10 protein-coding genes and 3 pseudogenes are annotated in these 14,925 nt (G+C 57.3%); 8 read left to right on the forward strand and 5 right to left on the reverse strand.

Going from position 1 to position 14,925, the window contains the following annotated elements:
* Positions 1–37 precede the first annotated feature (37 nt).
* Both PSH57_RS29335 and PSH57_RS29340 read left to right on the forward strand, forming a co-directional pair.
* Positions 38–1,120 (forward strand): annotated as a pseudogene (locus PSH57_RS29335) (cache domain-containing protein); the annotation flags it as partial.
* Between the two features lie 93 nt (positions 1,121–1,213).
* Positions 1,214–1,981 carry a methyl-accepting chemotaxis protein gene (locus PSH57_RS29340; RefSeq protein ID WP_371913960.1) on the forward strand — a complete coding sequence of 256 codons (768 nt, stop codon included), beginning with the start codon at positions 1,214–1,216 and terminating at the stop codon, positions 1,979–1,981.
* A gap of 53 nt (positions 1,982–2,034) precedes the next feature.
* On the opposite strand, the gene PSH57_RS17845 is transcribed toward PSH57_RS29340, so the two are convergent.
* The 5 genes from PSH57_RS17845 to PSH57_RS17865 all read right to left on the reverse strand — a co-directional run bounded on the left by PSH57_RS17845 (position 2,035) and on the right by PSH57_RS17865 (position 8,034).
* Positions 2,035–2,922, reverse strand: coding sequence for a DMT family transporter (locus PSH57_RS17845; protein WP_305384525.1), 888 nt, complete (start codon positions 2,920–2,922; stop codon positions 2,035–2,037).
* Positions 2,923–2,964: 42 nt separating this feature from the next.
* A complete protein-coding gene (locus tag PSH57_RS17850; RefSeq protein WP_305384527.1) occupies positions 2,965–4,290 on the reverse strand; it encodes an NAD(P)/FAD-dependent oxidoreductase in 1,326 nt (441 codons plus the stop codon).
* Between the two features lie 18 nt (positions 4,291–4,308).
* Entirely contained in the window at positions 4,309–5,202 is an 894-nt protein-coding gene (locus PSH57_RS17855; RefSeq protein ID WP_305384529.1) for a dihydrodipicolinate synthase family protein, read from the reverse strand.
* A gap of 4 nt (positions 5,203–5,206) precedes the next feature.
* On the reverse strand, positions 5,207–6,703 hold the full coding sequence (locus PSH57_RS17860; protein ID WP_305384530.1) for an aldehyde dehydrogenase: 1,497 nt from the start codon (positions 6,701–6,703) through the stop codon (positions 5,207–5,209).
* A 341-nt stretch (positions 6,704–7,044) separates the two neighbouring features.
* The gene (locus PSH57_RS17865) at positions 7,045–8,034 is read right to left on the reverse strand and encodes a LysR family transcriptional regulator (protein ID WP_305384532.1); all 990 of its coding nucleotides are present in this window, start codon (positions 8,032–8,034) and stop codon (positions 7,045–7,047) included.
* A 229-nt stretch (positions 8,035–8,263) separates the two neighbouring features.
* Between PSH57_RS17865 and PSH57_RS17870 the strand changes: the two genes are divergently transcribed.
* From PSH57_RS17870 to PSH57_RS17895, 6 genes and pseudogenes are all read left to right on the forward strand, one after another.
* Positions 8,264–9,493: an aromatic ring-hydroxylating oxygenase subunit alpha gene (locus PSH57_RS17870; RefSeq protein ID WP_305390415.1), complete on the forward strand. Its 1,230-nt coding sequence runs from the start codon at positions 8,264–8,266 to the stop codon at positions 9,491–9,493.
* Between the two features lie 280 nt (positions 9,494–9,773).
* Positions 9,774–10,946, forward strand: a complete 1,173-nt coding sequence (locus tag PSH57_RS17875; RefSeq protein ID WP_305384534.1) for a quaternary amine ABC transporter ATP-binding protein — start codon at positions 9,774–9,776, stop codon at positions 10,944–10,946.
* An 11-nt stretch (positions 10,947–10,957) separates the two neighbouring features.
* A pseudogene (gene proW / locus PSH57_RS17880) lies at positions 10,958–11,932 on the forward strand (glycine betaine/L-proline ABC transporter permease ProW); the annotation flags it as partial.
* A gap of 54 nt (positions 11,933–11,986) precedes the next feature.
* Complete coding sequence (gene proX, locus PSH57_RS17885; RefSeq protein ID WP_305384536.1) at positions 11,987–13,012, forward strand: glycine betaine/L-proline ABC transporter substrate-binding protein ProX; 1,026 nt, start codon at positions 11,987–11,989, stop codon at positions 13,010–13,012.
* A gap of 111 nt (positions 13,013–13,123) precedes the next feature.
* Positions 13,124–14,482 (forward strand): dimethylsulfonioproprionate lyase DddP, encoded by a 1,359-nt coding sequence (gene dddP / locus PSH57_RS17890; protein ID WP_305384538.1) that lies wholly within the window; start codon positions 13,124–13,126, stop codon positions 14,480–14,482.
* A 171-nt stretch (positions 14,483–14,653) separates the two neighbouring features.
* Positions 14,654–14,920, forward strand: a pseudogene (locus tag PSH57_RS17895) (helix-turn-helix domain-containing protein); the annotation flags it as partial.
* Positions 14,921–14,925: the final 5 nt, after the last annotated feature.

The raw sequence follows: 14,925 nt of genomic DNA on the forward strand, positions 1-14,925 counted from the left end.
GCCGTTTCAACACCTATAAATATCCGCGGGAGAAGTCATGAATATCAAACAGAAGCTGACCTGGGCGTTCGCGGCCATCGCCTGCCTGCCAGTTATCCTGGTAGCGGTGCTTGTCGTGTTAAACCTGCGCGACGCCGCACAAACCAACTTCCTGGACAGCAGCGGCCGTGAAATCCGTCAGATCGACAACGGTATGAAGCAGTTCTTCGATGGCATCAGCCAGAACGTTGAATTCTTCGCCAAGGACCCGCGGATTATCGCGGCCAAGGATCTGAAAAATTATTCCGGTGCCGACGCCGCACAAATTCCGCTCCCTGAGAACAATAAACAGCTGCTGGACATATTCGACAGATTCGCCAAAAGCCATCCGACCACCGCCTATCTTTCTCTGGGGCTGGCCGACGGCGGCTACGCCAGCTGGCCTGATGATCCCAAAATTTCCAACTACGATCCCCGCGTTCGTCCGTGGTACAAGGCCGCCATCGCTTCACCGGGCACCACTGTGCGCACAGACGCCTATTACTGGGCACCGGACGATGTATCGCTGATCGGCATCGTCCATACGGTCTCCGACGCCGCCGGCAAGCTGGTGGGAGTGGTAGGCCTGGACGTGTCACTCAAGCAACTGACCGAACTGGTCAAGAACATCAAGCTGGGCGACAGCGGTTACCTGATGCTGGTCGAAGCCAATGGCAACGTCCTGGTCGATCCCAGCGATGCCAAACACAACTTCAAGCCCATGGCGGAGCTTGGCCCCAACTATGCCGAACTGGCCAAAAGCGGTGATGGCGTGACTCAGATCGAGATCGATGGCGTGCCCTACATGGCCAACGTCGTCAGTTCCAAAGACCTGGGCTGGCGCTTCATTGGCCTGATCAAACGCGACGAAGTCATGGCCGAGGCCGCGAGCCTGACCTGGTTGATCGCCATCATTGCCGCCTCGCTGGCAGTGGTGTTCGCCATCGTCGGTGCCAGTTTCGCCAGTGTGATCGTGCGGCCGATTCGCGGTGTTGCCAATGGCCTGCAGGAAATCGCCGAAGGTGAAGGCGACCTCACCCGCAAGCTCTCGGTGCAAGGCAAGGACGAAACCGCCACCCTGGCGAGCTGGTTCAACCAGTTCCTGGGCATGATCGCGCAACTGGTGCAGCGCATCGGCAGCGCCTCCTCCGACCTGCAGAGCGCCGCCGCCGATACCCGCGAAGTGGCGCAAAACATGAACGAAGCCGCCGGACGTCAACGTCAGGCCGTTGAACTGGTAAGCACCGCGTTCAACGAAATGGTCGCCACCGCCAATGAGGTCGCCCGCTCTTGCAGTCAGGCCGCCTCCAGCGCGGACGCGGGCTATCGCGACGTGCACGATGGTCAACAGCACATCGGTGAAGCCACGGGCAGCGTACTGAAACTGAGCGAGGATCTGCAAAAATCGACCCAGACCATGCAGGCGCTGGAGCAGGACAGCAAGAACATCAACACCATCCTCGACACCATTCGCTCGATTGCCGAACAGACCAACCTGCTGGCCCTCAACGCCGCCATCGAAGCGGCGCGTGCCGGCGATCAGGGTCGCGGGTTTGCCGTGGTCGCGGACGAAGTGCGCGCCCTGGCCCGGCGTACCGCCGACTCCACCGGCGAGATCGACAGCCTGCTGGGCAACCTCGCGCGCCGGACCCAGGAAGTCACCCTGCAGATGCAGGGCAGTCTGCAAGGGTCCAAAACCAGCGTTGAACGCATCCAGCAGGCCCGCGACAGCTTCGACAAGATCCGTATTTCGGTGGATTCGATTCGCGACCAGAACACCCAGATCGCCACGGCGGCCGAGGAACAACACCAGGTGGCCGAAGACATCAACCGGCACATCTCGCAAATCCATACCGATGCACAACTGGTGGAAGAATATGCCCACTCGGCGCAGACGGGCTCGGGCCGGTTGACGGATATTTCCGGGCAGCTCAAAGGGTTGGTGGGGCGGTTCAAGTTCTAATGTAAAAGCCTGAAGCCAAGGACGGCTCAAGGCGAATGAACACCCGCAAACCACTACCCTCTCGCTTTGATTGCATACATGCCACCGGCAATCACTAGGCACGCCCCCACTACTGTCCATGTGTCAGGTAGCTCGCCGAATACCAGCAGGCCAATCAGCGTGGCAAACACCAGCAGCGTGTAGTTGAACGGCTGAAGTGTGGCCGCCGTTGCATACTTCAGCGCCTGGAGAAATAACAGCTGGGCCACCACGCCTGTCGTGGAAAGCACCGCAATCAGGCCCCATTGCAGCGGGCTCGGAGCCACCCATCCGGGAAAGCCCAACAAGGTGATGGTGATCGCGCCGAAGAACCCCATGTAAAGCATGTTCGTGGCGAACGAATCATGTTGGCTGATCCGGCGGGTCAGCACGCTGAAGACAGCGAACCCCAAGGCAGACAAAAGCGGGATCAGTGCTACAAGCTCGAAAACACCGGTACCAGGTCGAAGGATAATCAGCGTCCCCGTGAAGCCTATGGCCGCGGCAACCCATCGACGCACACCGATGAGCTCCCCCAGAAATACCCCTGCCAACGCCAGTGTCATCAACGGGAACACCGCATACAGGGCATGCATTTCAGCCAACCCCAGATAGCGCAACCCCAATCCAAACAAGACAATTTCACCCACCCCAATCAAGGCACGGATGACCTGCTGGTAAGGGTGGCGGCTTCGACAGGCCGCGCGCAGGCTTCCTTGATAGACGCTATAGCCGATAGCAAAAGCCAGGAATACCCAATAGCGCACCATCACCAACTGCGCGATTGGGAGGTCTTTGACCAGTACCTTGGTGATCCCATCCTGGCTTGCGAACACCAGCATTGAGAGAAGACATAAGAGAATGCCGAACTGGGGCCTGGGAACATTGTAAGCACGTACCGCGGTGTCCAATTGATCGCTCATGACTCATTCCATTTCGATGGGACTTGCTGCTTCGTGACAACATCATTCACGCCCGGCACGCCATTCGCGTAATCGTAAGTCAGCTTTCGCGCCGATGCTCAGGAATGGCTGCGGGGGAAGATTTTTGGGCGAGTCATAATTCGAGAACACTTCAACCAGAGGCGATTTCAGCCCCACTACTGCCTCAGCGGCTGCAATCCCGGCAGCCGTGGATTTTGATGCGCCCAAGCCATTGCAAGCACAGGCAGCAAACAGCCCAGGTTCGATCTCTCCGAAAATCGGTACGCTGTTCCAGGTCAGCGCCATCGGACCACCCCATCGATACTGCATCTTCACGCCGGTAAGGTTGGGGAATCGATCAGCGAATTTTCCATCGTGAACGCGCCCTGCACTTCGCACGTGCCCCTCGTTGATTTCCAGCCCGGCGTGATAGGAATAACGCGAACGGATCAGGATGCGGTCACCCTCAGCGCCACTGAGCCGGCGCACCGTCGTGCCCATGGGCAGCGCCGGCGTGGCAGCCCAGTCGCGTTTACCATTCAGGCGTCGTGGGTCGAAAGGCTCCGACATCGACGCATAGGTGAAGACATGCAGCAGTTGCCCAGGAAACAGACCAAAGCTCTGTGCATGACCGTTGTTGGCCAAAATGATGCGTTTGGCCGTTACGGTACCCTTGGATGTTTTAACTGACCAGCCTCCTGGCTGCCTGTCGAAAGACCGGACCGCAGAGTGCTCATACAGCGTTACCGGATTGCGCAGACTGTCTGCAACCGCGCGTATGTAGGCCGCTGGCTGCACCATCACCGTACCGGGCATGTAGAGCCCGGAAGTATAGAGTTGGCTGCCCGTCACCTCATGAATGCCTCTGGCATCCAGGATTTCATGGGACTCGTTGAGCCCTTGCAGTTGTCGGGCATAAGCCTTGATGTGGGCATCGCCTTTCTCGCTGATAGCCACACTGTAGCGACCGCATGGGTCAATGATATCGTGCCCCCAGCCGTACTCCTGTGCCATGTCCGTGGCCAAGCCGATCGCCGTCCGGTAAAGGGTGATGTCCCGTTTAGCCCGGTCGGTTGATGAGCCACCGAAATCTTCCGAGCTGACCTCATGGGGCAAATCAATAATGAAGCCTGAATTGCGCCCAGTGGCACCCTCTGCGACAACGCCGGCTTCCAGTATCGCAACCCGCAGAGTCGGATCGAGCTGGGATAACCGTCGCGCGGCAGAGAGACCGGCAAAGCCGGCACCGATGATCGCAACGTCAACGGTCACTGCGCCTTCCAGCGGGAGGGTCGGTATGCGCGCAGGAAGCATGGCCACCCAGGCGGAAAAACTGCTGTTTTTTGGAAATTTAGTGGCCACGTACATAACTTGCTCCCAAGATCGTCAGGCGAGTTCGGACTCGAGAGCGATCAAAGGCTCAAGGGCTGTCTCTAGCACGGCGATCTTCTCAGCAGGCAGACGAGCCAACGGTCGGCGAGGATTACCCGCTCCATAGCCGGTGATCTCGGCACCGGCATAGACCGATTGCACGTAATCACCCCGCCAGATCAACGACATTACCGGCTCGATCGACCGCCAGATATCCCGGGCACGCGTCCAGTCCTGCTCCATGGCGGCCTTCACTACCGCAACACAAGAGCGTGGCGCCATGTTCGCCCCGCCCCAGATCAGACCCGCTGCACCGGCAAAGAGCGCGTACGGCACCAGTGGATCGGCGCCATTCATTGTCGGCAGCCCCGTACGAATCAGCGACGCCTGCGCCGCCAGATCGCCGCTGCTGTCTTTGACCGATACGAAGTTCGGAATTTCGCTCAGTTGGCGAAACAGATCCGGGGTGACTTCGACGCCCACCGCCTGAGGTACGTTGTAGCCGATGATGGACAGTCCGGCTTCAGACACGGTGGAATAGAAGTCGACGATGCCCTGGTCATCGGTGGGTCCTTCGAAAAATGGCGGAAGCACCATGACCCCGTCCGCGCCGCACTCGGCGGCATGTCGGGTGCGCTCCACCACCTCGTCAACCAATAAGGCAGAGGTTTGAACGATGACGCGGGCACGCCCGTTAATGACTTTGGCGCCAAAGGCAACCAGTTGCCTGGACTCTTCTTTGCTCAGGTAGACATGCATCCCTGTCCCGGAACTCAAGACAAAGCCATGCACGCCGGCGGCGAGATAGCGCTCGAGCAAGGCCTCAAAGCGCGGATAGTCGATCTTGCCCTGGGCATCAAAAGGCGTGGTGACCGCGAGGTTGAGACCGGAAAAAGCGAAAGCAGACATTGACTCAAACCCCTTCTTCGTCACTGGAAAGATCCAGCCAGATGGTTTTCAGTTGGGTGTACTGATCGTGGGCATGCAACGAATTGTCGCGGCCACCGAAACCTGATTGCTTGTAACCCCCAAATGGTGTGGTGATGTCACCTTCTCCAAACGAGTTGACGGTCACTGTCCCGGCCTTGAGGGCACGGGCGACACGCATGGCTCGCTTGCCGTTGTCCGTGAACACCGAAGCGGCGAGTCCGTAGTCCGTGTCGTTGGCCACTGCCACGGCCTCCTGAAGGCTGCTGACAGTGATCACGGTGAGGATCGGGCCGAAGATTTCTTCACGCGCAGGTCTTGCGTCATTGCTTGAGGCTTCGATGATGGTCGGGTGTACATAGCGCCCTTGGCTGGTCTGCCCGCCAAAGAGCACCGGCTCACCCTGGCCCAGGTAGGAACTGACCTTGCTGAAATGTTCGCTGGACACCAGCGGGCCGACGCGGTTGGCCGGATCGAGTGGATCACCCACGTGCCAGTCGCTGGCGAAGTGCTTGATGCGCTCGATCAGAGCAGGTTTGATGTCCTCATGCACGATCAGTCGGGAGATCGCCGAGCAGTTCTCCCCCATGTTCCAGAACGCACCGTTCACGATGTGCGAGGCAACACTGTCCACATCACGGACATCGTTCAGAACGATGCAAGGGTTCTTGCCACCCATCTCCAGCACCACTTCCTTGAGATTGGTCTCGGCGGAGTATTTCAAGAAACGACGCCCGGTATCCGTCGAGCCGGTGAAAGAGATGACGTCGATGTCCGGGTGACGGCCAATGGGCTCACCGACCTCAGCCCCGCCACCGGTCACAACGTTGAAGACCCCGGCGGGGATGCCGGCCTCCAACGCCAACTGAGCAACACGCAGAGTCGTCAACGACGTTTCTTCCGCTGGCTTGACCACCAAGGAGCAACCCGCGGCCAGAGACGGGCCGATTTTCCAGGCCAGCATCAACAGCGGGAAGTTCCAAGGCAAGACCAAGCCAACCACACCGATCGCCTCACGGACAACCAAAGCGAGATGACCGTCGGACGCAGGCGATACCTGATCATAGATCTTGTCGATGGCTTCGGCGTGCCAGCGCAGGCAGTTAATGGTTTCCGGCACATCGACGGTCTGGCAGTCGAAAATGGTCTTGCCGCTGTCCAGGCTTTCCATCACCGCAAGCTCCAGCGCGTTTTCTTCGATCAACGCAGCCAGGCGCAGGATCGCCTGCTTACGCGCACTGGGATGAAGCTTTGACCAACGACCATCATTGAACGCGGCCCGCGCGGCGCTGACGGCCACGTCCACATCGGCTGACGAACAAGCGGCCACATCGGCGAGGTGCTCGCCGTTGGCGGGATTGACAGTACTGAACGTTGCGCCGGAAAGTGCCGAGCGTATTTCACCATCGATCACAGCCTTACTTGGCAAGGTCAGTTGCCGAGCAATCGACTGGTATTCTTCTGTTGTTTTCAACTGAGTCATTATGGTCTTCCCCGCATTCTTTTTTTGAACGATAGATACCGACAACGTGATCACTAAAACGGTTACCGGATCGACACTGATGGGGCAACTCGTTACTCATTCGAATGCTGTTGATATTCGACACCGAATAACCAACGCCAACGGAAACTGAATTTCCGGGCAGGCGAATACGACACGATCCGCGCCAATATCAACCAGCACTCGTATTTGTTCGTTCAGGAAAGAGTGGTCATTCCTTCACCTTGAGACACACGTTAGTTCTTGGCTCTCAAGGTGAAAGAATAAAGACAGGCGGGAACAGCACACAGCGACTTTTATGTGGAGCAACTGATGATCTGCGGTTATGTAAGGGCTACGTCCGGCTCCTCTAACCCCTCCGTATCGAACTGTGCCAAGAGCCAGTCACGCAGCTTGCAGCAGCTTGGATCGCGCGCTTTGTCTTCATTGAAATTCAAATAGTGAAGGGTTTCCTTGTGCACCAGCTTTTCCTCGATCGGGCGCACCAGCAGCCCCTTCTCAATCAGCGGCGCTACCAGATGATGCCAGCCCAACGCGACCCCCTGACTGCCCAGCACGAGCTGAATCAAGAGGCTGTAGTCGTTGGCGTTGAAAAAGTGAGACGCCTTGCTGGAGCGCGCCTTGAGGTCGATATCGTAGTGAGCGAGCCATCCATACCAGTCCAAATGCTCGGCCACTTGCGAGCGCCCGAAAGGGCTGAGGTTCAGTAACGCGCTGTCGCGAAGGCCATGGATGGATTGCAGTTCCGGATGCTGCTCCAGATAGAGCGGTGTGCACACTGGGTAGATGACGTCGCACATCAGAGGCTCGCTGTGATAGCCGTCGTGACTCTTCATCATCTTGCAGATGATGATATCCGGATGCACCCCCGTATCCATCGACAGGAAGTTCTGTGTCACCACCAGGTTGAGATCAATCTCAGGGTAGGCTTCGAAAAAAGCCGGCAGTCGTGGCCCGAGCCAAAAGTTGGTAAAGGCCGGCGAACAGCACAGCGTGACCACATGCTTGGAGACAGCGTTATTGCGCATACGCTCCGCGGCCTGAGCGATGCTACTGAATGACAACTGCACCACATCATAGAAGTTGGAGCCGGCGTCGGTCAGCTTGACGGCACGCCCTGCCCGATCGAAAAGCTCGGTCCCGAGATGCTCTTCCAAATCCCGTATATGGCGACTGATGGCAGCCTGCGTCACGCAGAGCGCTTCAGCGGCCCGGGTAAAATTCTGATACCTGGCTGCGGCCAGGAAAGCCTTGACTGCGCGCAGCGAGGGCATCTTGATCAGCGCCTGATCGGGCTCGGTCTGCTTAACCATGACAGTAGATCATCATTACCCCATAAAAAATGTCGATTCTTCAGGCCTATGGCCTCGTCCTAGACTGTTTGCAAGCAGTGGCAACCGGAATTCAGGCGCATCCATGCCGTAAGGCTAGCTGAATTGGACGCAGCGTTGAAGCAAGTTCGCAGCGTGGCCAAGTCAGCGACTCATTTGCGCAACCAGAAACGCTGCACTAAGCCCCGATAATAAGGAGTGCATGAAAGAAATGCCTAAGTACACCGATGTATTAGACCTGATCAAGCAGCGCAAACCGCAGCATGCTCTTCCTGGCGCCGCTTATTCTGATGCCGATCTGTATCGCCAGGATCTGGAGCAGATTTGGCATCGGAAGTGGATTTTTGCGGGGCACACTTTTGAGCTGGAGAAACCAGGCCAATACCTGACCCTGCAGATCGGCGATTACCCGGTAGTCGTTGTACGAGGAAAAGACGGTAGCGTCCGGGCGTTCCACAACGCTTGTCGTCATCGTGGTTCAAAGGTCTGCACCGAGGAAAAAGGCAAGGTCGCGAAACTGGTCTGCCCCTACCACAAGTGGACGTTCGAACTCGATGGCAAGCTTATTTACGCCGGCAACATGGGCCCGGACTTCAACGCGGCCGACCATGGGCTTATACCGGCGCATTGTGAAGTGGTGCACAGCTACATTTATGTCTGCGTCGCCAAGGTGGCACCGGATTTCGAGAAGTTCCGCAGCGCTGTTTCGCCGTTCATTGGCCCTCACCATCTGGAAGACTGCAAAGTTGCCTTCGAAGCTCACTTGGTCGAGAAAGGTAACTGGAAACTCGTCTTCGAGAATAATCGCGAGTGCTATCACTGTGACGGGACCCACCCTGAACTGCTGAAGTCGTTTGTAGAAAACGTATCTGTCCAGGGCATCGGCGGTGACGAAGATCCGGAGCTTGCCGCCCACTGGAGCGCCTGCGAGGCAGCAGGTTTGGCGAGTCGGATCAACATGGATCCTGAAGGTCAATATCGGATGACCCGGATCCCCCTCAGCGACGGTGCCAGCAGCTACACCATGGACGGCAAGCCTGCCGTCGCCAGACGCCTGGATCGCAGTGGTGTCGATAATATCGGCGCGCTGCTGTACTTCAACTATCCATCGACCTGGAATCACTTTCTTGGCGACCACGCACTGAGCTTTCGAGTGCTGCCTCAAGGTCCGGGCGAGACCGTCGTGACCACCCGCTGGTTGGTGCACAAGGATGCACAGGAAGGGGTGGACTACGATATCGAGCGCCTGACCAAGGTCTGGATCGCGACCAATGACCAGGACCGACGCCTGGTCGAGGGAGCACAGGTCGGCGTCACGTCACCCGCTTATCAACCGGGCCCGTACTCACCGCTGGTAGAGAATGGCGTCAACCAGTTCGTCGACTGGTACTGCGAGGTCATGACCCGGCGCCTGACGGAAGCGGCTTCAAGCGTTCTATAAGCAGCGCAAAACGAGGCGAACGGAACATAAACCGTCCATTTGATTTAAAAGTTTCCATACATAAATAAGAACATGGCATTGGACGCCTCATAAAGGTGGCGAACGCCATAACGGGTGCGCATGAGCCAGGGATGACTCAACAGTTCAAGGCAGAACTATGGCGCACCGTAATGACTCACGTTCGGTATTCGAACGGACTGCCAATATGCGCTTGCCCTCCAGCTGTAATAGCGACTGAGACAAGTTAAATATTTGGTCATAAAGATAAGAAGAGGGTCGTATGAGCCATGACGATGAAATTCTTTCGGTAAAAAACATTTTCAAGGTCTTTGGTTCTAACCCAGACATCGCCATGAAAATGCTGCGCAATGGCGCCGACAAGAACGAGATTTTTGATAAAACCGGCCATGTGGTTGGTGTATTTGATGCAAGTTTCTCGGTCAAGCGAGGCGAAATTTTCGTGATCATGGGGCTGTCAGGTTCTGGCAAATCGACCATGGTGCGCCTGTTCAATCGCTTGATCGAACCCACCTCGGGAAGCATTCACCTCAACGGCCGCGAAATTACCGGGCTTTCGGATAAAGCCTTGCTCGATGTGCGGCGCAAGGAAATGGGCATGGTGTTCCAATCCTTTGCGCTGATGCCCCACATGAGCGTGCTGGAAAATACCTCCTTTGGCCTGGAAATCGCCGGCGTGCCGGAAAAAGAACGCCATCTGCGCGCCCAGGAAGCCTTGAGCCAGGTGGGTCTGGCGGGCCACGAGCACAGCTACCCACATCAACTGTCTGGCGGCATGCAACAACGTGTCGGACTGGCCAGGGCATTGGCCAACGACCCGACGATCCTGCTGATGGACGAGGCATTTTCGGCCCTCGACCCACTGATCCGCAGCGAGATGCAGGGTGAACTGATCCGTCTGCAGGCTGAACAACAGCGCACCATCATCTTTATCTCCCACGACATCGAGGAAGCCATTCGCATCGGCCATCGCATCGCGATCATGGAAGGTGGTCGGGTCGTGCAGATCGGCACCCCGCAGGAACTGATCAACCAGCCGGCGACGGACTATGTGCGCAATTTCTTCAAGGGGTTCGACAGTTCGAGAGTGCTGACTGCCGGAGATGTGGCTCAACTGGATCCGGAAATGATCTGCCGGGTGAACGGTAAAGCGCCCAGTTTCAAAGCAGGCACACCCTATGGCTACCTGATCGACGAGCAAGATCAATTGCTGGGTGTCGTTGATACCGATGGCAACGGGAGCGTAGCGCAGGACGTTGCAGGTCAACGCCACAGTCTGCATGAACAACGCCCCGTGTACCTCGATACACCGCTGCATGACGTGCTGGATATCGCCGCGACACTTCCTTATCCAGTACCGGTGCTTGACCGCGCAGGTGCCCTCAAGGGGACGCTTTCCAAGAGTCAGCTACTTCAAACCCTGAGTCGCCATTAAGTGTCGGTGCAAACAAAAAAGAGGTAGCCACCATGTCAGATTTCGGTTTTTTAGACCCCTTCCAAACGGCGATCATCCCGTTGGGCGAATGGGTGCAAAACGCACTCAACTATCTCGTCCATAACTTCCGGGACGTGTTCCGGGCGGTGCGCTGGCCAATCGATCAAGTGCTCAACGGCATTGAGTTCATCCTGCAAAGCATCCCGCCGACTATCGGAATCCTGCTGTCGTCGCTATTGGGTTGGCAACTGGCAGGCAAGCGCATGGCGCTGCTTTGCCTGGTGACCCTGACCCTGCTCGGTTCGATCGGGGTGTGGTCCGAATCCATGACCACGCTGTCCCTCGTCCTCACTTCGGTGTTCTTCTGTGCGTTGTTCGGGGTCCCGTTGGGCATTCTCAGCGCCAGGAACGACCACCTGGAACGGGCCATAAGACCTGTCCTGGACGCCATGCAGACGCTGCCGGCCTTCGTCTATCTAGTACCGGTGGTGATGTTATTCGGCATCGGTAACGTCCCCGGCGTTCTGGTGACCATCGTCTTTGCCCTCCCTCCACTGGTACGCCTGACTAATTTAGGTATCCGCCAAGTGCCGGAAGACAAGATCGAGGCGGCCCGCGCTTTCGGCTGCACGCCTCGGCAGATGCTCATGCGCGTGCAACTGCCATTGGCCACGTCAACCATCATGGCGGGCCTCAACCAAACCCTGATGCTCTCTCTGTCAATGGTGGTCATCGCTTCGATGATCTCTGTCGGCGGACTGGGGCAGATGGTCCTGCGTGGTATCGGTCGCCTGGACATGGGCCTGGCCACCGTAGGGGGAGTCGGGCTGGTGTTGCTCGCCATCTTCCTCGATCGCCTCACACAGGCCATGGGCGAACGCATCAAAGCCGACCCAAGTTTACGCTGGTACCACACCGGTCCGGTCGGGCTTGTCATGCGCCTCTTCGGCTCACGCCAGCCTCCAGCGCAGCGCAAGACTGCATGAAATTTCGATTAGAACTGCCGCACTCAACTAAAAAAACGAAGAAAGGTATGTGACATGTGCGAATTGAAACTCTCCCGCAACATCCGGCGGTGCATCTCGGCTGTCGCCCTGACCGTCTTGTCATTCCATGCCGTGGCCTCGGCCGACAAGCCCGGCGACGGTGTATCGGTAACACCGATCTTTCCTTCCATCGCCGAAGAACGCTTTCGGGGTGAAATCGCCATGGAGGGCCTGCGTGAACTTGGGTACAAGATCAAGGAGCCGAAGGAAACCGAGTACTCCGTAATGTTGGTAGCCTTGGGCAGTGGCGACGCGGATTTCACCGTGCACATGTGGGACAATCTCCACGACACCTTCTACCAAAAGGCGGGTGGTGACGAGGACATGGTCAAGGCAGGCGATATCATGCCTGGAGTATTGCAGGGCTATCTGATCGATAAAAAGACGGCTGATGCCTACAACATCAAATACCTGACTGACCTCAAGAAGCCAGAGATCGCAAAGCTGTTCGACGTCGACGGCGATGGTAAAGCGGACCTGACCGGCTGCAACCCCGGTTGGGGCTGTGAGCTCACCATTGACCATCACCTCAAGGCCTATGGTCTTGAGAAAGCGGTCAACCACAATCGCGGCTCCTACTTCGCGCTGATGGCAGACACCATCACCCGCTACAAACAGGGCCAGCCGATCCTCTATTACACCTGGGTCCCTCAGTGGATCGCCGGTGTGTTGGTCGAAGGTAAAGACGTGGTATGGCTCGAAGTACCGTACACCGACCTGCCAGGCGGCAATAACAAAGTCGACACCTCCTACAAAGGCAAGAATCTCGGTTTCGCCGTAGACAAGGTAGAGGCGGTACTCAACAAAGACTTTGCCAAAGAAAATCCAGCGGCCTTGAAGTTTCTTTCCCAGATGCAGATCAGCACTGACGACGAAAGTGCGCAGAACCTGAGAATGCAAAAGGGTGAGAACAAGCCAGCGGATATCACCCGGCATGCCAAGGAGTGGGTTGCTGCTCACCGTCAGCAATTCGACGCCTGGCTCCAAGCTTCCCGGGCTGCGGCCCAAGCCAGCAAGTAACGGCCCTCCTCCTTCGCCAGGCGCACTTGTGGCCTGGCCACCCAGCCTGGCCTTGAATGACTGATGTGCTGTGTCCGATGGTTATCCAGTAATGAAATCAGGATGGAATTCATGACGACTTCACCTTTTTCTGTTCCGGCCGGCGCTCGCCGTATCGACCCAGCCAGGCAGCGCGCAGCTGCGCTGAAAGCCGACGGCTCCATCGACGACAACAATCGTGTCGAGATAGGACCTACACCACTGGCTTTCGCGGAGTGGGCTCAACTGGGCCTGCAAGCGCCTCATCTACCGACCATGCGCCAATACCGCCTGCAGCGGATCGTCGACCAACTGGTCGCTCGCGACCTTGGCGGCATCCTGTTGTTTGACCCGCTGAATATCCGCTACACCACCGACACCACGAACATGCAATTGTGGACGACCCATAATCCCGCGCGAGCGTGTTTCGTCGCGGCCAGCGGCCATGTAGTGCTGTGGGATTTCCATGGCTGTGATCACCTCTCCGCCCACTTACCGTTGGTTACCGAGTTACGCAGCGGCGCGTCGTTCTTCTATTTCGAGACCGGTGAACACACCGATCGCCATGCCAGGCATTTCGCAGACCAGCTCGACGAGCTGCTGCGTCAACACGCCGGAGCCAACCGGCGCCTGGCGGTAGACCGGATCGAAGTCGCAGGCTTACGCGCACTGGATGCACTCGCGGTCGAGATTTGCAGCGGCCAGGAAGTGACCGAGTTTGCGCGGATGATCAAAGGCCCCGATGAAATCAGGGCTATGCGCTGCGCGGTGGCTTCATGCGAAGCGTCCATCGCCGAAATGCATCAGGCACTGCGGGCAGGAGCAACGGAAAACGATGTCTGGGCCGCCCTGCACTCCGGCAATATCCGCCGGGGCGGCGAGTGGATCGAAACGCGAATACTCAGCTCCGGCCCACGCACCAATCCGTGGTTCCAGGAGTCCGGCCCACGGGTATTGAACGATGGCGACTTATTGTCGTTCGACACGGACCTGATCGGCACCTACGGCATGTGCGTGGACATGTCCCGCAGTTGGATCTGTGGAGGACTCGAGCCAACAGCCGAACAGAAGCGCCTCTATCGAATTGCCCATGACCATATCATCCATAACACCGAGTTGATAAAGCCAGGCGTACGCTTTACCGAGCTGACCGCCAAGGCGCACCGCCTGCCCGAACCCTGCCGGGCTCAACGCTACGGCGTGATTTACCACGGTGTAGGGCTGTGTGATGAATACCCAAGCATTCGCTATCCGGAAGACTTGGAATCCTACGGATACGAGGGTGAATTACTGCCGGGCATGGCGCTTTGTGTCGAGGCGTATGTGGGAGAGGTGGGAGGGCAGGACGGGATCAAGTTGGAGAACCAGGTGCTGGTCACGGAGACCGGTTATGAACTGCTGACCCACTATCCCTTCGACGACAGTTTCCTGCGGGATACAACGCCCAATTAATGAGTCAATCGATTGAGACCCGCAAGGGATCAAGCGTAGGGTTTCTCCTGCTTGATAACTTCTCCCTGGCTTGCTTCACGCAATGCCTGGACGTGCTGGTGACCGCCAACCTCATCCGGCCCGGATCTATAAAAGTCCATACTTTCAGTCGCAACGATTGCGAAGTCATCCCCGTTAGGCCTGGATTTGCTCGCCGAATGCGTTCGACTGTCCAAGCGCCAAATCCAACGCTTGTTTCGCGAACAAATCAGCACGTCCCCTCAGCGCTACTATCTGGAGCTGCGACTTAGAGAAGCGCGTCGCCTGATACAAAACTCCAGACTGTCAGTCACTGATGTCGCCATTGCCTGCGGTTTCGTCTCCACTCCTCATTTCAGTAAGTGCTATAGCGCCCTATTCGACCATCCCCCATCGAAAGAAGATCGCTACGAAATATAGCGTTT

This window comes from Pseudomonas hefeiensis (assembly GCF_030687835.1).
GTDB lineage: Bacteria > Pseudomonadota > Gammaproteobacteria > Pseudomonadales > Pseudomonadaceae > Aquipseudomonas > Aquipseudomonas hefeiensis.

Excerpts from the sequence above, each read along its gene's own strand:
- dddP (WP_305384538.1), top strand. The coding sequence starts at position 13,124 with ATGACGACTTCACCTTTTTCTGTTCCGGCCGGCGCTCGCCGTATCGAC.
- proX (WP_305384536.1), top strand. The coding sequence starts at position 11,987 with ATGTGCGAATTGAAACTCTCCCGCAACATCCGGCGGTGCATCTCGGCT.
- PSH57_RS17870 (WP_305390415.1), top strand. The coding sequence starts at position 8,264 with ATGCCTAAGTACACCGATGTATTAGACCTGATCAAGCAGCGCAAACCG.
- PSH57_RS17860 (WP_305384530.1), bottom strand. The coding sequence starts at position 6,703 with ATGACTCAGTTGAAAACAACAGAAGAATACCAGTCGATTGCTCGGCAA.
- PSH57_RS29340 (WP_371913960.1), top strand. The coding sequence starts at position 1,214 with ATGAACGAAGCCGCCGGACGTCAACGTCAGGCCGTTGAACTGGTAAGC.
- PSH57_RS17845 (WP_305384525.1), bottom strand. The coding sequence starts at position 2,922 with ATGAGCGATCAATTGGACACCGCGGTACGTGCTTACAATGTTCCCAGG.
- PSH57_RS17850 (WP_305384527.1), bottom strand. The coding sequence starts at position 4,290 with ATGTACGTGGCCACTAAATTTCCAAAAAACAGCAGTTTTTCCGCCTGG.
- PSH57_RS17865 (WP_305384532.1), bottom strand. The coding sequence starts at position 8,034 with ATGGTTAAGCAGACCGAGCCCGATCAGGCGCTGATCAAGATGCCCTCG.
- PSH57_RS17855 (WP_305384529.1), bottom strand. The coding sequence starts at position 5,202 with ATGTCTGCTTTCGCTTTTTCCGGTCTCAACCTCGCGGTCACCACGCCT.
- PSH57_RS17875 (WP_305384534.1), top strand. The coding sequence starts at position 9,774 with ATGAGCCATGACGATGAAATTCTTTCGGTAAAAAACATTTTCAAGGTC.